Origin of the sequence: Streptomyces sp. NPDC052114, from assembly GCF_040680155.1 — a bacterium.
Taxonomy (GTDB): Bacteria; Actinomycetota; Actinomycetes; order Streptomycetales; family Streptomycetaceae; genus Streptomyces.
Genome location: NZ_JBFAWC010000014.1, coordinates 235,037 through 253,566, shown reverse-complemented (window position 1 = coordinate 253,566; position 18,530 = coordinate 235,037). Strand labels below are relative to the sequence as shown.

Annotated in this window: 14 protein-coding genes; 6 read left to right on the top strand and 8 right to left on the bottom strand. The window is 72.5% G+C overall.

Features of this window, described 5'->3' with window-relative positions; translation table 11 throughout:
- The first annotated feature begins 18 nt into the window (after window positions 1-18).
- Genes AB0L89_RS29305 through AB0L89_RS29295 form a run of 3 tightly spaced genes read left to right on the top strand, consistent with a single transcriptional unit; the run spans window position 19 to window position 2,374 of the window.
- The gene (locus AB0L89_RS29305; RefSeq protein WP_365147210.1) at window positions 19-762 is read left to right on the top strand and encodes an ABC transporter permease; all 744 of its coding nucleotides are present in this window, start codon (window positions 19-21) and stop codon (window positions 760-762) included.
- The gene (locus AB0L89_RS29300; RefSeq protein WP_365147207.1) at window positions 759-1,439 is read left to right on the top strand and encodes an ABC transporter permease; all 681 of its coding nucleotides are present in this window, start codon (window positions 759-761) and stop codon (window positions 1,437-1,439) included. Before AB0L89_RS29305 ends, AB0L89_RS29300 begins: the two co-directional genes overlap by 4 nt.
- Window positions 1,436-2,374 carry an ABC transporter substrate-binding protein gene (locus AB0L89_RS29295; RefSeq protein WP_365147204.1) on the top strand — a complete coding sequence of 313 codons (939 nt, stop codon included), beginning with the start codon at window positions 1,436-1,438 and terminating at the stop codon, window positions 2,372-2,374. The genes AB0L89_RS29300 and AB0L89_RS29295 overlap by 4 nt, the downstream gene beginning before the upstream one ends.
- A gap of 78 nt (window positions 2,375-2,452) precedes the next feature.
- On the opposite strand, the gene AB0L89_RS29290 is transcribed toward AB0L89_RS29295, so the two are convergent.
- The 8 genes from AB0L89_RS29290 to AB0L89_RS29255 all read right to left on the bottom strand — a co-directional run bounded on the left by AB0L89_RS29290 (window position 2,453) and on the right by AB0L89_RS29255 (window position 14,634).
- A complete protein-coding gene (locus tag AB0L89_RS29290; protein ID WP_365147201.1) occupies window positions 2,453-3,616 on the bottom strand; it encodes a betaine/proline/choline family ABC transporter ATP-binding protein in 1,164 nt (387 codons plus the stop codon).
- Window positions 3,617-3,638: 22 nt separating this feature from the next.
- Window positions 3,639-4,295 (bottom strand): LUD domain-containing protein, encoded by a 657-nt coding sequence (locus AB0L89_RS29285; protein ID WP_365147198.1) that lies wholly within the window; start codon window positions 4,293-4,295, stop codon window positions 3,639-3,641.
- The gene (locus AB0L89_RS29280; RefSeq protein ID WP_365147195.1) at window positions 4,292-5,803 is read right to left on the bottom strand and encodes a lactate utilization protein B; all 1,512 of its coding nucleotides are present in this window, start codon (window positions 5,801-5,803) and stop codon (window positions 4,292-4,294) included. Before AB0L89_RS29280 ends, AB0L89_RS29285 begins: the two co-directional genes overlap by 4 nt.
- Window positions 5,800-6,561, bottom strand: coding sequence for a (Fe-S)-binding protein (locus AB0L89_RS29275; protein ID WP_365147192.1), 762 nt, complete (start codon window positions 6,559-6,561; stop codon window positions 5,800-5,802). Before AB0L89_RS29275 ends, AB0L89_RS29280 begins: the two co-directional genes overlap by 4 nt.
- Before the next feature lie 73 nt (window positions 6,562-6,634).
- Window positions 6,635-8,113: a rhamnulokinase family protein gene (locus tag AB0L89_RS29270; protein WP_365147189.1), complete on the bottom strand. Its 1,479-nt coding sequence runs from the start codon at window positions 8,111-8,113 to the stop codon at window positions 6,635-6,637.
- Between the two features lie 53 nt (window positions 8,114-8,166).
- Entirely contained in the window at window positions 8,167-10,224 is a 2,058-nt protein-coding gene (locus AB0L89_RS29265) for a bifunctional aldolase/short-chain dehydrogenase (RefSeq protein WP_365147186.1), read from the bottom strand.
- Complete coding sequence (rhaI, locus tag AB0L89_RS29260; RefSeq protein ID WP_365147183.1) at window positions 10,221-11,390, bottom strand: L-rhamnose isomerase; 1,170 nt, start codon at window positions 11,388-11,390, stop codon at window positions 10,221-10,223. The genes AB0L89_RS29265 and rhaI overlap by 4 nt, the downstream gene beginning before the upstream one ends.
- A gap of 34 nt (window positions 11,391-11,424) precedes the next feature.
- Window positions 11,425-14,634: an alpha-L-rhamnosidase gene (locus AB0L89_RS29255; RefSeq protein ID WP_365147180.1), complete on the bottom strand. Its 3,210-nt coding sequence runs from the start codon at window positions 14,632-14,634 to the stop codon at window positions 11,425-11,427.
- 258 nt (window positions 14,635-14,892) lie between these two features.
- On the opposite strand from AB0L89_RS29255, the gene AB0L89_RS29250 reads away from it, so the two are divergent.
- The 3 genes from AB0L89_RS29250 to AB0L89_RS29240 all read left to right on the top strand — a co-directional run bounded on the left by AB0L89_RS29250 (window position 14,893) and on the right by AB0L89_RS29240 (window position 18,528).
- Window positions 14,893-16,389 carry a sugar ABC transporter ATP-binding protein gene (locus AB0L89_RS29250; RefSeq protein WP_365147177.1) on the top strand — a complete coding sequence of 499 codons (1,497 nt, stop codon included), beginning with the start codon at window positions 14,893-14,895 and terminating at the stop codon, window positions 16,387-16,389.
- A gap of 98 nt (window positions 16,390-16,487) precedes the next feature.
- The gene (locus AB0L89_RS29245; RefSeq protein WP_365147174.1) at window positions 16,488-17,546 is read left to right on the top strand and encodes an ABC transporter permease; all 1,059 of its coding nucleotides are present in this window, start codon (window positions 16,488-16,490) and stop codon (window positions 17,544-17,546) included.
- Window positions 17,539-18,528, top strand: a complete 990-nt coding sequence (locus AB0L89_RS29240; RefSeq protein WP_365147171.1) for an ABC transporter permease — start codon at window positions 17,539-17,541, stop codon at window positions 18,526-18,528. The genes AB0L89_RS29245 and AB0L89_RS29240 overlap by 8 nt, the downstream gene beginning before the upstream one ends.
- Window positions 18,529-18,530: the final 2 nt, after the last annotated feature.

The window sequence follows — 18,530 nt, the reverse complement described above, 5'->3', positions numbered from 1 at the left end:
CCGGCCTTGAATGGACGGGTGACCGCGCCCCCGGACGACTGCCTCGCGCGCAACGAGTGGATCTGCGGCGAGTACCTGAGCACCCGCCGCCACATCCTGCTCGACGCGGTCGTCCAGCACCTCCAGCTGACGTCCGTCTCCGTCCTGGTCGCGCTGGTGATCGCCGTGCCGCTGGCCGTGCTCGCCCGCCGCTGGGGCTGGGCGGCGGGCCCGGTGCTCGCGCTCACCACCGTCCTCTACACCATCCCCTCGCTCGCGATGTTCTCGCTGCTGCTGCCGGTGTACGGACTCTCCGCCGCCCTCGTCGTCGCGGGTCTGGTCCTCTACTCGCTGACCCTGCTCGTGCGGAACATCCTCGCCGGGCTGCGGGCCGTCCCCGAGGAGACCCGGCAGGCCGCGCGCGGCATGGGCTACGGGCCCATCCGCCTGCTGCTCACCGTCGAGCTGCCGCTCGCGCTGCCCGCCGCGATGGCCGGACTGCGCATCGCCACCGTCTCCGCGGTCTCCCTCGTCACCATCGGCGCGATCGTCGGCTTCGGCGGGCTCGGCAACCTCATCTACGCGGGCATGAACACCTACTTCAAGGCGCAGGTCCTCACGGCCTCCGTGCTCTGCGTGGTCATCGCCGTCGCGGCCGACCTGCTGCTCCTCGGGGTGCAGCGAGTGCTCACCCCTTGGACAAGGGCGTCAAGGGCGTCAAGGGCGTCGAAGTCCTCGAAGGCGCCTAGGGCGTCCAGAGCACCGAAGGCGGCCCGCCCGTGAAGACACTCTCCGACGCCTGGATCTGGCTCACCGACTCCGCGCACTGGGCCGGCGACGACGGCATCTGGCACCGGCTCACCCAGCACCTCGTCCTCACCGTCGTCTGCCTGTTCCTCAGCTGCCTCATCGCCCTGCCCGTCGCGCTCGTCCTCGGCCACCTCGGCAAGGGCGGCGCGCTCGCCGTGAACATCTCCAACGTCGGACGCGCGGTGCCCACCTTCGCGGTGCTCGTGCTGTTGCTGCTCACCCCGCTCGGCAATTGGGGCGAGGGACCCACTGTCGTGGCGCTCGTGCTGTTCGCCGTGCCGCCGCTGCTCACCAACGCGTACGTGGGGATGCGCGGCGTCGACCGCGACGTCGTCCAGGCCGCCCGCGGCATGGGGATGACCGGCCGACAGATGCTGTGGCGCGTCGAACTGCCGCTCGCGCTGCCGCTCGTGCTCAGCGGTGTCCGCATCGCCGCCGTGCAGCTCGTCGCCACGGCGACCATCGCCGCGCTCGCGGGCGGCGGCGGACTCGGCCGGATCATCACGGCGGGCTTCAACCTCGCGAGCACCCCGCAGGTCGTGGCGGGCGCCGTCCTCGTGGCCGTGTTCGCCCTGCTCGTCGAGGGACTCTTCGAGGTGGCCGAACGGCTCGCGCCGGGGTGGGCGCGGGCGCGGGGGAGGGCCGGATGAGGCGGGCCGCGGGAGCCGCGGCGGTCCTTGTCGCGCTGGCGAGCGGCTGCACGACCGGGCCCGCGCTGGAGAACCGGGGGGAGGTCACCGCGCCGCCCGGCGACAGCAGGCACCTGGTCATCGGCTCCGCGGGCTTCACCGAGTCCGACCTGCTCGCCCAGATGTACGCGCTGCTCCTGAAGAAGGCGGGATACGGCACCGAGATCCTCTCCGTGGCCAACCGCGAACTCTACGAACCCGCCCTGGAGTCCGGCCAGATCGACGTCGTCCCCGAGTACGCGGCGACCTTCGCGGACTGGCTGAACGCCAAGAAGAACGGCGCCGACGCGACGCCCGTCGGCTCGCCCGACCTCGACACCACGATGAAGGCCCTGCGCGGCCTCGCCGCCCCGCGCGGCCTCACCGTCCTCGACCCCGGCAGGGCCGTCGACCAGAACGCCTTCGCCGTCGCCGCCTCCTACGCCGAGCAGCACCGCCTCAAGACCCTCAGCGACCTCGGCAAGTCGGGCCTGAAGGTCCGGCTCGCCGCGGGCGACGAATGCGTGCAGCGCCCCTACTGCGCACCCGGGCTGAAGAAGGTCTACGGCATCGACGTCACCGGCGTCGACCCCAAGGGCGTCGGCACGACCCAGGCCAAGAAGGCCGTGCAGAGCGGCCAGGACCAGATGGTCCTGACCACCTCGACTGACGCGACGCTCGACGACTTCGGCCTCGTGCTCCTCAAGGACGACAAGCACCTGCAGAACGCGGACTACATCGTGCCCGTCGTGAACCGCTCCCGGGCGGGCAGCGAGGGCGTCGCGGCGGCGCTCGGACGGCTCAATCCCGTCCTGACGACGGAGGACCTCGCGTCCATGAACGAGCAGGTGGACAGCTGGCGGCGGCTGCCGGAGGACGTGGCGCGGGCCTATCTGGAGGACAAGGGGCTGCTCTGAGCTTCCGCGGAGGGCCTTCGTCCGCGGGTCGTTCCGGGCTGGTCGCGCGGTTGCCCGCGCCCCTACGGGGCGTCTGCCCTACGCATCGGCGACCGAGTCGAACTCCACCTGGTCCCGCGCGACCCCCTGCGCGTCCGCGTCCACCGAGCGGCGCAGCGCCTCGTGGAGCTTGGCCGGGGTCAGGACGCCGAGGAAGCGGGCGCCGTCCAGCACGGCGACCCACCCCGCGTCGTGCTGGAGCATCACGCCGAACGCCTGCTTGAGCGGGGCGCCGACCGGGACCCAGGAGTTCATGCGGTGCGCCAGATCGCCCACCGTGCCGCCCGTGCCGGCCAGCGCGACCTCGTCGACGCCCACCCAGCCGTGCAGATCGCCGTCCGCGTCCAGGACGACCGCCCAGCGCGCCTCCTCCTCACGCAGCCGGGCCGCGGCCTGCGCGGCGGGCTCGTCGAGCCGGGCGATCGGCGGCTCCTCCAGGTCGTCCGTCTGGATCTCGGTGACGGAAAGCCGCTTCAGACCCCGGTCGGCACCCACGAACTCGGCCACGTACGGCGTCTCGGGCGCCCCGAGCACCGCGCCGGGCGTGTCGAACTGCTCGATGCGCCCCTGCCCGTACACCGCGATGCGGTCGCCGAGCCGCACTGCCTCCTCGATGTCGTGCGTGACCAGCAGCACCGTCTTGCGGACGGTCGCCTGCATCCGCAGGAACTCGTCCTGCAACTGCTCGCGCACCACCGGGTCGACCGCGCCGAACGGCTCGTCCATCAGGAGCACCGGAGGATCGGCCGCCAGGGCGCGGGCCACGCCGACGCGCTGGCGCTGCCCGCCCGACAACTGCTCGGGATACCGGGAGCCGTACGTCGTGGGGTCCAGGCCCACCAGGTCGAGCAGCTCCGCCGCGCGGGCCCGCGCCTTCGCCTTCTTCCAGCCGACGAGGGCCGGGACGGTCGCCGTGTTGTCGAGGATCGTGCGGTGCGGGAAGAGGCCGACCTGCTGGATGACGTACCCGATGCGGCGGCGCAGGCGCACCGGGTCGACGTCCGCGATGTTCTCGCCGTTCACGAAGATGCGGCCCGACGTCGGTTCGATGAGACGGTTGACCATCATCATCGTGGTGGTCTTGCCGCAGCCGGAGGGGCCCACGAGCGTGACCAGTTCGCCCTCGGCGACCTCGAAGGAGAGGTCGTCCACGGCCGTCGTGCCGTCCGGGTAGCGCTTGGTCACCTGCTCGAACCGGATCATGCCCTCACGCTAGCCGCGCCCGTCACTCACCGCTCATCAGCACCACCTCAAGGGTGCGCGGACCGTGCACTCCCTCGACCCGGTCCAGCTCGATGTCGCTGGTCGCGGAGGGTCCGGAGATCCAGGTGAGCGGACGGGCCGGGTCCAGCCGTTCGAGGGCCTGCGGCACCGAGTCGACGACCTGGCCGGGGACCCGTACGACACAGATGTGGTGATCGGGGACCAGGGTGATGCGGCGGCGGCCCTGGTCCGGGGAGCCGTCGAGGACGATCGTGCCGGTCTCGGCGACGGCGAGCGCGCAGCCCGTGACCACGCTGTCGACCCGGTCCAGCTCGTGCGGGGTGCTCGCGGCGCGGTCGTGGACGCGGGTGGCGTCGGCCGCCTTCAGCCAGTGGGGAGGAAGGCCCGGCGGGGCCAGCACGGTCCCCGCGCCGCGCGCCGCGAGCAGGCGCGTCAGGAGCTCGGGCAGCTCCTCGCCCGTGCAGCGGTGGACGAGCGCGCGGTAGTCCGCGAGGTTCTCCGCGAGCAGGTCGACGGTCTGCTCGGTGGTGCGGTCGCCGTGCGCGCGCAGATAGCCGCGCTCCAGCGAACGCTCGTACGTCGTGTCCGGACCGCCGTCGTCCGGCACATCGGCGAGCGCCCGGCGCACCCGGCCCAGGATCCGGTCCCTGCTGCTCACTTGCCGCCGCCCTTTCCGCTGCCCCGGCTCGTACCGTCGTCCTTGCCGCCGTTCGTCCGCTGCCACCAGTCGCGGAACGGCTCCGCGGGGACCTTCGGCAGTTCCCGCGTCGCGCTCCAGGCGCGCCCGGGGCCGGGCAGCCTGCGCGGGTGGAGGCGCCGGGTGCGCGACGCGAGGCGCTGGCCCGCGCGCAGCGCACCGGGGCGGGCGAAGGCCAGGCCCGCCGCCCGCATCGCGGCCCGCTCCGCCGCGTGCCCCTTCGCCGGCTTCAGCGTCACCTTCACCCCGCGCCGGGTGACCTCGCCGCCCTGGACGACCCGCTCCCGCAGATGCACCAGGACCTCGGGGATGTCGATGGCGACGGGACACACCTCGTAGCAGGCACCGCAGAGCGAGGAGGCGTACGGCAAGGAGGCGTCGATCTCGCTCTGGGTGCCGCGCAGCTGCGGGCTGAGGATCGCGCCGATGGGGCCCGGATAGACCGAGCCGTACGCGTGCCCGCCCGCCCGCTCGTACACCGGGCACACGTTGAGACACGCCGAGCAGCGGATGCAGCGCAGGGCCTGGCGGCCGACCTCGTCGGCGAGGGTGTCCGTGCGGCCGTTGTCGAGGAGGACGAGGTGGAAGGTGCTCGGGCCGTCGCCGTCGGTGGTGCCCGTCCACGTCGACGTGTACGGGTTCATGCGCTCGGCCGTCGAGGAGCGCGGCAGTGTCTGGAGGAACACCTCCAGGTCGCGCCAGGTGGGGACGGTCTTCTCGATGCCGACGACCGAGATGAGGGTCTCGGGGAGCGTCAGGCACATCCGGCCGTTGCCCTCCGACTCCACGACGACGAGCGTGCCCGTCTCGGCAACCATGAAGTTCGCCCCCGAGATGCCGACCTTGGCGCGCAGGAACTTCTCGCGCAGGTGGAGCCGGGCCGCCTCGGCGAGCTCGGCGGGCGTGTCGGTCAGACCCTCGGGCGCGGGACGGCCCCAGCCGGCCATCTCCTCGGCGAAGATGTCGCGGATCTCGCCGCGGTTGCGGTGGATCGCGGGCACCAGGATGTGCGAGGGCCGGTCGTGGCCCAACTGCACGATCAGCTCGGCGAGATCGGTCTCGTAGGCGTGGATGCCCGCCGCCTCCAGGGCTTCGTTGAGCCCGATCTCCTGTGTCGCCATCGACTTGACCTTGACGACCTCGCTCTCGCCGGTCGCCGTCACCAGGGCCGTGACGATGCGGTTCGCCTCGTCGGCGTCCGCCGCCCAGTGCACGGTGCCCCCGGCCCGGACGACCGACTCCTCCAATCGCACCAGGTAGTCGTCGAGATGGCGCAGTGTGTGGTCCTTGATGCGCCGTCCCGCCTCGCGCAGCTCGGCCCAGTCGTCGAGCTCGGCGACGGCGCGGGCCCGCTTGTCGCGGATGGTGTGGGTGGCGTGCCGGAGGTTGGCGCGCAGCGTCGTGTCGCCGACTGCGTCGCGCGCGGCCGTCGGGAAGGCCGGCATACCGACGAACGTGCCGCCGCTCATGACAGGGTCTCCTCTTCCGTGCTCGCCAGGATCTCCGCGAGGTGGACGGGGCGCACCGCCGTGCGCAGCCGCGCCATCGTGCCGCCGATGTGCATCAGGCAGGAGTTGTCCGCCGCGCACAGCACCTCGGCGCCGGTCGACTCGGCGTGGCGCACCTTGTCCGCGCCCATCGCCGCCGAGACATCGGAGTTCTTCACCGCGAACGTGCCGCCGAACCCGCAGCACTCCTCGGCGCCGGGCAGCTCCACGAGGTCGAGTCCCCTGACCGCCCGCAGCAGCCGGGTGGGCCGCTCGCCGAGGCCCAGACCGCGCAGTCCGTGACACGTCGGGTGGTACGTCACCATGTGCGGGTAGTACGCGCCGACGTCCGTGACACCGAGGACGTCGACCAGGAACTCGGTGAGTTCGTACGTCTTGGGCACCACCGGCGCGAGGGTGCGCGCGAGGCCGTCGCCCCGGCCCTCGGCGCGCGCCCGCTCGCCCATGCGCGGATACAGCTCGCGCACCATCGCGCCGCACGAACCGGACGGCGTCACGATCGCGTCGTATGCATCCGAACCGAAGACATCGGAGAAATGCCGCGCGAGCGGCTCGGCCTGATGGCGATACCCGGTGTTGTAGTGGGCCTGCCCGCAACAGGTCTGCGCCGTCGGGAAGTCGACCTCGACTCCCAGTCTGGTCAGCAGTTTCACCACGGCGCGGCCCGTGTCCGGATAGAGCGTGTCGTTGACACAGGTCAGGAACAGAGCGACGCGCATCGCGGGTTCCTCCTTGTCGATCATCGGATGGGTGCAGCGTACGCGGACGGGGAGCGTCGCGGGAGTGATCCGGTCATCCCCGAGCGGGCGCGCCGAGCCGCTCCTGGGCCGCCTGCCATGGGGCGGTGTCACCGCGCGGCTCGTAGCGCGTGGGCGGCAGGGCGCGGGCCACCAGGGCGCGGGCCTCGGCACGGTCGGCGAGCAGGCCGTGCGCGCGGGCCTGCACCAGGACGTTGCCGACGGCGGCCGCTTCCGCCGGGCCCGCGAGGACCGGCAGGCCGCAGGCGTCCGCGGTCAGTTGGCACAGCAGCGCGTTGCGGGCGCCGCCTCCGACCACGTGCACGACGTCGACCGTGCGCCCGGTCAGCCGCCGGGCGTCCACCAGGGCGCGGCGGTGGGCGAGCGCCAGGGAGTCGAGGACGCAGCGGGTCGTCTCGGCGGGCCTGGCGGGCGCGGGCTGGCCCGACGCGCGACAGGCCCGCGCGATCCGCTCCGGCATGCGGCCGGGTGCGAGGAACTCGGGGGCGCCCGCGTCGACGACCGAGCGCAGCGGCTCCGCGTCGGCCGCCGCGGCGAGCAGGGCCCCGAGATCGGGGTCGCGCCAGGCGCGCAGGCACTCCTGGAGCAGCCACAGGCCCATGATGTTGCGCAGGTACCGGACGGTGCCGTCGACGCCCGACTCGTTGGTGAAATTGGCCTTCCGGCTCTCCTCCGTCAGGACGGGCGCGTCCAGTTCGAGACCGGCGAGGGACCAGGTGCCGGTGCAGAGGTAGGCGAAGGCGACTCCGTCCGCCGCGGGCACGGCCGCCACGGCGGACGCGGTGTCGTGCGAGGCCACCGCCGTCACGGGAACCGGGCCCGGCAGCCCCGTCTCCTCCAGGACATGGGGGAGCAGTGTGCCCGCCGGGTCGCCCGGCCGCCGCAGCGCGGGGAACAGGCCGAGGTCGATGTCGAGGCGCCCTGCCACCTCGCGCGACCAGTTCCCGGCACGGGGGTCGATCAGCTGGGTGGTGGAGGCGTTGGTCAGCTCGGTGCCGAGCTCGCCGGTCAGCCAGTACGTGATGAGGTCCGGGATGAGCACCGCGTGCCGCGCGGCGGCGAGTTGGGCGCTGCCCCGGGCGGCGGTCAGCTGGTACAGGGTGTTGAAGGGCGCGTACTGCACCCCCGTCGCTCCGTACAGCTCGGCGGCCGGCAGGCGCGCCCACACCTGCTCGGCGATACCTTCGGTGCGGCGGTCGCGGTAGTGCACCGGGTTGCCGAGGAGGGCGCCGTCGGCGTCCAGCAGGCCGTAGTCCACGGCCCAGCTGTCGACGCCCACGGACACCGGCCGGCCACCCGGCAGCCGCCCCGCCGCCCGCAGCCCCTCCAGCACCCCGGCGTAGAGCGCGAGGATGTCCCAGTGCAGCGTGCGGCCGGTGCGCACGGGGATGTTGGGAAAACGGTGTGCCTCCTCCAGGACGAGCGAGTCGGGGCCGACTTGGCCGACCATGACGCGCCCACTGGACGCGCCCAGGTCGACGGCGGCGAAGCGGGGGGACGGGGTGCGGGACATGGCGGCTCTCTGGGGTGCGGAGGGGTGGGACGCTCTGTTGCCGAGGGTGGTGCTCAGCGCAGGAACGCCGCCGCCACGCCCGCGTCCACCGGTATGTGCAGCCCCGTCGTGTGGGAGAGGTCGCCGGCCGTCAGGGCGAACACCGCGTTCGCCACGTGCTCCGGGAGGACCTCGCGTTTGAGCAGGGTGCGCTGGGCGTAGAACTCGCCGAGCTTCTCCTCCGGCACGCCGTACACCGCCGCCCGCCGGGCGCCCCAGCCCCCGGCGAAGATGCCCGAGCCGCGCACCACGCCGTCCGGGTTCACGCCGTTGACCCGGATGCCGTCCTCGCCCAACTCCGCTGCCAGGAGCCGCACCTGGTGGGCCTGGTCCGCCTTGGCCGCGGAGTAGGCGATGTTGTTCGGCCCCGCGAACACCGCGTTCTTCGAGGCGATGTAGACGATGTCGCCGCCCTGCCCCTGCGCCCGCATCACGCGGGCCGCCTCGCGGGAGACCAGGAAGGAGCCGCGCGCCATCACGGCGTGCTGGATGTCCCAGTCCTCTGCCGTGGTCTCCTGGAGCGGCTTCGACAGGGACAGGCCCGCGTTGTTCACGACCAGGTCCACGCCGCCGAAGGCCAGGGCCGCCGCCTCGAACGCCTCGGCGATCCGCGCCTCGCTCGTCACGTCGACGGTGACGGCCACCGCCCGATCCGGCCCGCCCAGTTCGTCGGCGACGGCTGCCGCTCCCCGCGCGTCCCGGTCCGCGACCACCACGCAGGCCCCCTCGGCGGCGAGGCGCCGCGCGACGGCCCTGCCGATGCCGCTGCCCGCGCCCGTCACCAGCGCCACCCGGGCCGCGAGCGGCTTCGGCGGCGGCATCCGGCGCAGCTTGGCCTCCTCCAGCTCCCAGTACTCGATGCGGAACTTCTCGGACTCCTCGATCGGGGCGTACGACGAGACGGCCTCCGCGCCCCGCATGACATTGATCGCGTTGACGTAGAACTCGCCGGCCACGCGGGCGGTCTGCTTGTCCTTGCCGAAGCTGAACATGCCCACGCCCGGCACCAGCACGATCGCCGGGTCCGCGCCGCGCATCGCGGGGGAGCCGGGCTCCGCGTGCCGGGCGTAGTACGCGGCGTACTCCTCGCGGTAGTCGGCGTGCAGTTCCCGCAGACGGCCGATCGCCTCGTGCGCCGGGGCCGTCGGCGGCAGGTCGAGGACCAGCGGTCGCACCTTCGTGCGCAGGAAGTGGTCCGGGCAGGAGGTGCCGAGCGCGGCCAGCCGGGTGTGCTCGGCGTGCGCGAGGAAGTCCAGCACCGGCGCGGTGTCGGTGAAGTGGCCCACCTGGGGGCGGTCCTGGGAGGCCAGGCCCCGGATCACCGGTGCCAGCGCCGCGGCCCGCGCGCGGCGCTCGGCCTCCGGGAGCGGGCCGTACCCGGCGAGTTCCGCGCCGAACGGGTCCGGCCTGCCCCGCTCGGCCAGGAACCGCTCGGCCGTGCGGATGATGTGCAGGGAGTTGCGCGCGCACTCCTCGGACGTCTCGCCCCACGCGGTGATGCCGTGCCCGCCCAGGACGCAGCCGATCGCCTCGGGGCGCGCCGCCCGCACCGCCGCGATCTCCAGGCCCAGCTGGAACCCGGGCCGACGCCAGGGCACCCACGCCACCGTGTCGCCGAAGCACTCCGCAGTCAGTTTCTCGCCGTCCGCCGCGCAGGCCAGCGCGATCCCGGAGTCGGGGTGGAGGTGGTCCACGTGGGCCGCCTCGACCAGGCCGTGCATGGCCGTGTCGATGGACGGCGCCGCACCGCCCTTGCCGTGCAGGCAGTGGTCGAACGCGGCGACCATGTCGTCCTCGTGCGCCACGCCCGCGTACACCCCGGTCAGGGCGCGCAGCCGGTCCAGGCGCAGGACGGCCAGGCCCGACTCGCGCAGCGTGCCCAGGTCGCCGCCGGAGCCCTTGACCCACAGGAGGTCGACGGCTTCCCCGGTCACCGGATCGGGCGCGGAGCCCTTCGCCGAGGCGTTGCCCCCCGCGTAGTTCGTGTTGCGCGGGTCCGCGCCCAAGGCGTGCGCGCGGTCGAGGAGTTCGCCCACGCACACATGCTGTCGTTCCTGCTCCACGCCGCTCATGCCCCCCATCCGGCCTGCGCGCCGCCGACCCGCTCGTCGACGATCCGCTGTTGCCAGCCTGACCGCTCATAGGCCCCCAGCGGATCAGGGTCGAGCCCCAAGTCCTCCCTGACTTCGGCCAGTAGGGGACGCACGTCGGTGCTGTACGCGTCCATCAGCGCGCCGTTGGCCGCGAGCACGTCGCCCCGGCGCTGTGCGTCGGCGAGCGCCTCGGCGTCCACGAGCAGCGCCTTCGCCGTCGCCTCCTGGACGTTGAGGACCGAGCGGATGATCGCGGGGATCTTCGCCTCGATGTTGTGGCACTGGTCGAGCATGAAGGCGACGTCGGCGGTGAAGCCTCCGCCGCGGATCACCTCGTACATGATCCGGAAGAGCTGGAAGGGGTCGGCCGCGCCCACCATCAGGTCGTCGTCCGCGTAGAAACGCGAGTTGAAGTCGAACCCGCCGAGCCTTCCCTCGCGCAGCAGCGTCGCCACGATGAACTCGATGTTGGTGCCCGGCGCGTGGTGGCCGGTGTCGACGACGACCTGTGCCCGGGGACCCAGCTTGAGGCAGTGCGCGTACGCGGTGCCCCAGTCGGGGACGTCCGTGGCGTAGAAGGCCGGCTCGAACAGCTTGTACTCCAGAAGCATCCGCTGGTCGTCGCCGAGCCGCTCGTACACCGTGCGCAGCGCCTCGGCCAGGCGGTCCTGGCGGTCGCGCAGGTCGTCCTGGCCCGGGTAGTTGGTGCCGTCCGAGAACCACAGCTTGAGGTCCTTCGAGCCGGTCGCGTCCATGATGTCGACGCACTCCAGGAGGTGGCCGACGGCCTTGCGCCGGATCGCCGGGTCGGGGTTGGTGACCGAGCCGAGCCGGTAGTCGTCGTCCTGGAAGACGTTGGCGTTGATCGCGCCGAGCGTCAGGCCGCGCTCCTTGGCGTACGCCGCGAGCGCGCCGTAGTCGTCGACGCGGTCCCAGGGGATGTGCAGCGCGACGGACGGCGCGACGCCCGTGTGCGCGTGCACGCGGGCCGCGTCGTCCAGCTTCTCGCGCGTCGTGCGCGGGACGCCTGGCTGCGCGAAGACCTTGAAGCGCGTGCCGGAGTTTCCGTACGCCCAGGAGGGCGTCTCCAGGGCCTGGGTGGTGAGTGCCGCTTTCACGGCGTCCTTGGTGGTGCCGGCGGTCATCGCGCAGCCTTTCCGAAAGGTGTCTCGACGTGGGTCAGTTGGCGAAGCGGTGGGTGCCGGAGCCCGCGGCGTAGACGGCGCACCCTTCGTCCATGCGCAGGAAGCGTGCCGAGCCGTGGTCGACCTGTGCGGCCTTGTCGGCCGGGATCCATACCTCGGCCGTGGTGTTGGCCGGGAGGGTGAGCGTGAGGCGGAAGCCGTCGGAGCCCGTCTTCCAGTGGGTCGACACGGGGCCGCGCACCGAGTCGAAGCGGGCCCGTGCCTCCGTCACGCCGGCCCCGGGGCGCGGGCGCACCAGGACCTTCCGGTAGCCCGGCTCGGCCGGGGCGATGCCCGCGAGGTTCGCGTACATCCACTCGCCCACGGAGCCGTACGCGTAGTGGTTGAAGGAGTTCATGCCCGCGTCCTGGAAGGAGCCGTCGGGCCTGATGGAGTCCCAGCGCTCCCACATCGTGGTCGCGCCGCGGTCGATCTGGTAGCCCCAGCTCGGGAAGGACCGCTGGACGAGCAGCCGGTGCGCGACGTCGGTGTGGCCGGTCGCGGTGAGGACGGGCAGCAGGCGCGGGGTGCCGAGGAAGCCCGTGGACAGGTGCCACTCCTTGGACCTGATGAGTTCGACCAGACGGTCGGCGGCGGGCTTCCGGTCGCCCTCGGCGAGCAGGTCCATGGACAGGGCCAGGACGTAGGCGGTCTGCGTGTCGCCCTTCACCCGGCCGCCGCCCGTGACGTACGCGGCGCGGAAGGCGTCCCGCACGCTCCGGAACAGCGCGGTGTACGGCGCCGGGTCCTTGCCCAGCGCCTCGGCGGTCTTGGCGACGAGGGCGGCACTGTGCGCGAAGTAGGCCGTGCCGATGACGTCCTTGGGGGTCTCGTCCTGGATGTTCAGCCAGTCGCCGTAGCCCTCGGCGGGGCGCAGACAGCCGCTGCTGTGCTTCTCCAGGTAGTCGAGCCACTTGAGCATCGAGTCCCAGGACTGCTCCAGCACGCGCGTGTCTCCGTAGGCCTCGTACAGCGCCCAGGGGACGGTGACGCCCGCGTCGCCCCAGCCCGCGACGCCCTTGCCGACCGGCCCGACGAACGGCGCGACATCGGTGAAGGCGCCGTCGTCGGCCTGCCCGTCGCGCAGGTCGCCGAGCCACTTCGTGAGGAAGCGGGCGGATTCCATGGTGTAGGCGGCGGTCGGCGCGAAGACGTTGATGTCGCCGGTCCAGCCGAGCCGCTCGTCGCGCGCGGGCGTGTCCGTGGGCACGGACACGAAGTTGCCGCGCTGGCCCCAGGTGATGTTGCCGTGCAGCTGGTCGAGCATCGGGACGTTCGTCCTGAAGTTCATGGTGAACGGCGCCGACGTGTGGATGACGCGGCCGGTCACCGCGTCGAGCGGCGGCCTGCCGGGATACCCGGTGACCTCGACGTAGCGGAACCCGTGGAAGGTGAAGCGCGGCTCGTACGTCTCCTTGCCGCCGCCCTTGAGCGTGTACGTGTCCGTCGCGCGGGCCGTACGGAGGTTGGTGGTGTAGAGGGTGCCGTCGGGATTGAGGACCTCGGCGTGCCGCAGCCGCACGGTCGTGCCCGCCGCGCCGGTGACCGTCAGGCGCACGACGCCGACCATGTTCTGGCCCAGGTCGTAGACGAAGACGCCGGGCTTCGGCTCGGTCACCTTCCGGGCCGAAATCTGCCTCTCCACGCGCGTGGGGGCGTCGACTTCGGCGACGACCGCGGCGGTCACCTCGTCCACGGCGTCGGCGGCCACCCATCCGGAGTCGTCGTAACCGGCGCGCGTCCAGCCCGCGGTCTCCTTGCGGGCGTCGTACTCCTCGCCGGACATCAGGTCCGCGCCGGTGACCGGACCGAGGGCGGCGCGCCACTCGGTGTCCGACAGCACCCGCTCGGTCGAGCCGTCGGTGTACGTGACCTCCAACTGGGCGAGGAGCGCGGGCCGCTCGCCGTACTGGTGGGGTCCGAACCACCCGATGTTGCCCGCGTACCAGCCGGCCGCGAGCGTCACCCCGAGGGCGTTCGCCCCCGAGGCGACCAGCTCCGTCACGTCGTAGGTCTGGTACTGGACGCGCTTGCGGTAGTCCGTCCAGCCCGGCGCGAGGCGGTCCTCGCCCACGGGCCTGCCGTTGAGGTGCGCTTCGTAGAGACCGAGCGCGGTGGCGTACAGGCGGGCCCGTGCGACCTTGCGCCCCCGGCCGCCCAGGCGGAACTCGTGGCGCAGCTGCGCGGCGGGGGAGTGCGCGGCCGTGACCTTGCCCCAGGGGCCCGCGCCCCAGGCCGCGACGGTCTTGGCGGCGGCCCAGGAGCCGTCGTCGTACCCCGGCGACTGCCAGTCTCCGGAGGGCTCCTTGTCGGTGGCCTTCCAGGAGGCGTCGGTGACGATCGTGCGCGTGCCGTCGGCGGTGGTCAGCTCCAGGAGGGCCAGCAGGCCGGCCGGTCCGGTCACGGCATTGGTCGCGGAGACGGCGAGGGCCGCCGGGCCGGGGCGCAGTTCTTCGGTGACGTCGACGACCACGGGGCGGCGCCAGTTGTCGGCGGCGCTGTCCGCCTCGGTGTGCGCCACGCGCGTGCCGTTCACGTACGCGGTGAAGCCGTCGTCGGCGGTGAGGACGAGCCGTGCCCGCGTGACGCCGCCGGGGACCTCGAAGCGCCCACGGAAGAAGCGGGTGGCGGCCGGGGCGCTGCTCGTCGGGTCGCCCTCCGGGAACCAGATCCACGAGGCCTTGTCCAGGGCGGGGGCGCCGATCAGGGCGGCGGGCGCGCCGATCCACCGGGCCGACCAGTCGGCCGCAGAGGTGAGTCCGGTCTCCCACCAGGTGGGCTCGCTCCACGGGGAGGGCCGGTCCGCGGTGTCCCAGACGCGGACCGACCAGAAGTAGCGTGTGCGCGCCGCAAGTTCCGGGCCGTCGTAGGGGACGAGAACCGAATCGGGGGAGGTGACCTTGCCGCTGTCCCACACGTCGGGCCGGTCGAGGCGGCGCGCGCTGGTGGCCACCCGGATCTGGTAGGCGCTCTGTGCCTGGTCGGGCGCGTCGGAGGACAGCGGCCAACTCAGCCTGGGACGGGGGGTGTCGAGGCCGAGCGGCGCTCTCGCGTACTCGACGGTGGGTTCGGTGACGCGGAGGGACGTCGCGGCGGCGCCGCCGTCCCGTGCGGGGGCGGCGGCGGAGGCGGGTGGGGTGCCCGCGACGGCCGTGCCCAGGGCGATCGTGGTGGTGGTGCCGAGCAGTCGTCTTCTGCTGATCACTACGGAGCTCCGTCACGACTCGGGGGTGAATCGTTTCACGGAGGGCGAAGTTAGGGAGGCGGCCTGATGCTGTCAAGGGTTCGCGTCGCTGTCCGGCGGAAACACAAGGCATTTCAGGATTCTCAAGTTCTTCCCATTGACGGTGCGGTTCGCGCAGGTCTAGCTTCCCTGCCACTTGGTTGAAACCTTTCACCGTTTCACCGCATGGCGCTTCGCCACACCCACCCCACCGCCCCTCATCACCGATCGGTGCTACCCATGAGAGAGCCCCCCGTCCTGGCCGTGCACGGCCTGAGCAAGTCCTTCGGCGCCGTACGCGCCCTTCAGGACGTCTCCCTGCGGCTCCACGCCGGAGAGGCGCACGCCCTCGCGGGCGAGAACGGCGCCGGGAAGTCCACCCTCATCAAGACCCTCGCCGGCGTCCACCGGCCCGACGCGGGAGGCCTCTCGCTCGACGGCGAACCGGTCGTCTTCCACGGCCCGGCCGACGCCCGCGACGCCGGAGTCGCCGTCATCTACCAGGAGCCGACGCTCTTCCCCGACCTGACCGTCGCCGAGAACATCTTCATGGGGCGCGGACCGCGCCGCTCGCTGCGCCGGGTCGACCACAAGGCCACGGCCGACGCGGCCCGTTCGCTCTTCGCGCGCCTCGCCGTCGACCTGGACCCCGACCAGCCCGCGCGCGGCCTGTCCATCGCCGACCAGCAGATCGTCGAGATCGCCAAGGCGCTGTCCCTGGACGCCCGCGTGCTCATCATGGACGAGCCGACCGCCGCGCTCACCGGCAGCGAAGTGGCCCGCCTCTTCGGTGTCGTCCGCGCGCTGCGCGAACAGGGCGCCGCGATCCTGTTCATCTCCCACCGACTGGAGGAGATCTTCGCGCTCTGCCAACGCGTCACGACCTTGCGCGACGGCACGCTGATCTCCAGCGAGAGCCTGGACGGTCTCACCGAGGACGACCTGGTGCGCCGCATGGTCGGCCGCGACCTCGACGAGCTGTACCCGAAGCAGGCCACCCGCGTCGGTGACATCGCGCTGAGCGTGCGGCGGCTGACCCGCGAAGGGGTCTTCTTCGACGTCTCGTTCGACGTCCGGCGCGGCGAGATCGTCGGGCTCGCGGGCCTCGTCGGGGCCGGCCGCAGCGAGGTGGCCAGAGCCGTGTTCGGCGTCGACCGGTGGGACGCCGGGAGCGTCGAGGTGCAGGGCAAGGCGCTCACCAACGGCGCGCCAAGCACCGCCATGGCCGCAGGACTCGCCCTCGTACCCGAGGACCGGCGCGCCCAGGGCCTGGTGATGGGCATGTCGATCGAGCGCAACATCGCCCTGACGGGGCTGCGCACCACCGTCCGGGCCGGGCTCGTGGACCGCGGCGCCGAACGCAGCCGCGCCCTGGACTGGGCGCTCCGGCTCCAGGTGAAGTACGCGCGGATCGCCGACGCCGTCGGCACGCTCTCCGGCGGCAACCAGCAGAAGGTCGTGCTCGCCAAGTGGCTCGCCACCGGGCCCCGCGTCCTGATCGTCGACGAGCCCACCCGCGGCATCGACGTCGGCACCAAGGCGGAGGTGCACCGGCTGCTCTCCGAACTCGCCGCGGACGGCGTCGCGGTGCTGATGATCTCCTCCGACCTGCCCGAGATCCTCGGCATGGCCGACCGGGTCCTCGTCATGCACGAGGGACGGCTCACCGCCGAGATCCCGCGCGACGCCGCCACCGAGGAGTCCGTGATGGCGGCGGCCACCGGGAGGGCGGCATGACCGGGACCCCGTGGAGCGCGGCATGACCGGGACACCTGGGCCCGGCATGACCGAGACAGCCGGGAGCCCGGCATGACCAAGACACCTTGGAGGGCGGCATGAGCGTCACCACCCGCACCCCCGCACCCGCCGTCGACCCCCGCAAGGCCGGCACCGCCCGCCTCGTCGACCGCGTCGTCAAGATGCGCGAACTCGCCATCCTGCTCGTCTTCCTGGTGATGATCGCGCTCACCCAGGCCGGCAACAGCGAGTTCCTGTCCGAGCAGGGCATCAAGGACCTGCTCCTGAACGCGACCATCCTCGTCCTCGTCGCCACCGGCCAGGCCCTGGTCGTCATCACCCGCAACGTCGACCTGTCCGTCGGCTCCACGCTCGGCATCAGCGCCTTCGCCGCGGGCAACCACCTCCAGGGCGGCGGCACGTCCACCACCGCGATCGTCCTCGCCGTGGCCCTCGGCGTCGGCTGCGGGCTCCTCAACGGCGCGCTCGTCAGCCTCGGCCAGGTGCCCGCGCTCGTCGTGACGCTCGGCACGCTGTACGTCATCCGCGGCATCGACTCCATCTGGGTCGGCTCACGGCAGATCACCGCATCCGATCTGCCCGACGGGTACGTCGACTTCGGCTCCGGAGGCATCTCCGCGGTGCCCTGGCTCGCGCTGTTCGCCCTCGTCGTCCTGGTCGCCGTCGCGTACTACCTGCGGCACTACGGAGGCGGCCGCGAGCTGTACGCGCTCGGCTCCAACCCGGAGGCCGCGCGCCTGGCAGGCATCCCCGTACGCCGCCGGATCCTCGTCGCGTACACCGTGTGCGGGGCGCTCGCCGGACTCGCCGGGGCCCTCTACCTCGCCCGCTTCGGAAACGTCGACTCCGCGACCGGCAACGGCTACGAGCTCACCGTCGTCAGCGCCGTCGTGGTCGGCGGCGTGGCTTTCACCGGCGGCTCCGGCAGCGTCTACGGAGCCGCGCTCGGCGCCCTTCTGCTGACCTCCATCAACAGCGTGCTGCCCGCCCTCGGCGTCAGCTCCGTCTGGGTGCTGGCCATCAACGGCGTCCTGCTCGTCCTCGCCATCGCCGTCGACCGGGTCGTGGCCCTGCGCGTGGCCCGCGTCCTGAAGAAGAGAGCCGCATCCAACAGAAGGAGTGGCCGCCATGACTGACTCCCCGCTCACGCGCGCCGTCCGCTGGGACACGGTCGTCGGCGCCCTCCTCGTGATCCTGCTCCTGCTCTCCTTCGGCTTCGTCGACGGCTTCGGGAACGCCCTCAACCTCTCCTTCCTCATCGGCAACACCCTGCCGATCGCCCTGATCGCCCTGCCCATGACGCTGCTGGTGGTCTCCGGAGAGATCGATCTCTCCGTGGCGTCCACGGCCGGGCTCTCCGGAGCGGTGATGGGCGCCCTGTGGAACGCCGGGCTCGCCATCGAGACGATCATTCCGCTCTGCCTGCTCCTCGGCGTCGTCTGCGGGCTGGTCAACGGCCTCCTGGTCACCCGCCTCGGACTGCCCTCCCTGGCCGTCACCATCGGCACCATGGCCGCCTACCGGGGCATCGCCCAGATCGTCCTCGGCTCGGACGCGGTCACCGACTTCCCCGTCCAGTACCTCGACTTCGCCGCGGGACGCATCGACGGCACCTTCGTCCCGTACGCGTTCCTGCCCTTCCTGGTGCTGCTCGCCGTCGCCGTCGTCACCCTGCACGCCACCCCCTTCGGGCGCTCGCTCTTCGCGATCGGCGCCAATGAGGAGGCCGCCCGCTTCGCCGGGGTGCGCGTCAAGCGCCACAAGCTGTGGCTGTTCGTCGCCACCGGCCTGATGGCCTCCCTCACCGGCGTCTTCTGGGCGCTGCACTACGCCAGCGCCCGCTACGACAACGCCACCGGACTCGAACTCTCCGTCGTCGCGGCCGTCCTGCTCGGCGGCATCGACTTCGACGGCGGCAAGGGCACCCTCGGCGGAGCCGTCGCCGGAGTCTTCCTGCTCGGCGCGCTGCAGAACGCGATGAGTCTGCTCAACGTCTCCGCCCAGTCGCAGATCGTCGTCACGGGCGTGCTCCTCGTGGTGTCCGTCCTCGGGCCGCGCGTGGCACGGCAGATCACCACCGCGCGCGCGGGCCGCCGCTCGGCGACCCCCGCCCCCTGACC

What these genes read in the sequence shown, in the direction of transcription:
- AB0L89_RS29240 (WP_365147171.1), top strand. Translation starts at nt 17,539, where the DNA reads ATGACTGACTCCCCGCTCACGCGCGCCGTCCGCTGGGACACGGTCGTC.
- AB0L89_RS29245 (WP_365147174.1), top strand. Translation starts at nt 16,488, where the DNA reads ATGAGCGTCACCACCCGCACCCCCGCACCCGCCGTCGACCCCCGCAAG.
- AB0L89_RS29290 (WP_365147201.1), bottom strand. Translation starts at nt 3,616, where the DNA reads ATGATCCGGTTCGAGCAGGTGACCAAGCGCTACCCGGACGGCACGACG.
- AB0L89_RS29275 (WP_365147192.1), bottom strand. Translation starts at nt 6,561, where the DNA reads ATGCGCGTCGCTCTGTTCCTGACCTGTGTCAACGACACGCTCTATCCG.
- AB0L89_RS29250 (WP_365147177.1), top strand. Translation starts at nt 14,893, where the DNA reads ATGAGAGAGCCCCCCGTCCTGGCCGTGCACGGCCTGAGCAAGTCCTTC.
- AB0L89_RS29270 (WP_365147189.1), bottom strand. Translation starts at nt 8,113, where the DNA reads ATGTCCCGCACCCCGTCCCCCCGCTTCGCCGCCGTCGACCTGGGCGCG.
- AB0L89_RS29280 (WP_365147195.1), bottom strand. Translation starts at nt 5,803, where the DNA reads ATGAGCGGCGGCACGTTCGTCGGTATGCCGGCCTTCCCGACGGCCGCG.
- AB0L89_RS29265 (WP_365147186.1), bottom strand. Translation starts at nt 10,224, where the DNA reads ATGAGCGGCGTGGAGCAGGAACGACAGCATGTGTGCGTGGGCGAACTC.
- AB0L89_RS29295 (WP_365147204.1), top strand. Translation starts at nt 1,436, where the DNA reads ATGAGGCGGGCCGCGGGAGCCGCGGCGGTCCTTGTCGCGCTGGCGAGC.
- rhaI (WP_365147183.1), bottom strand. Translation starts at nt 11,390, where the DNA reads ATGACCGCCGGCACCACCAAGGACGCCGTGAAAGCGGCACTCACCACC.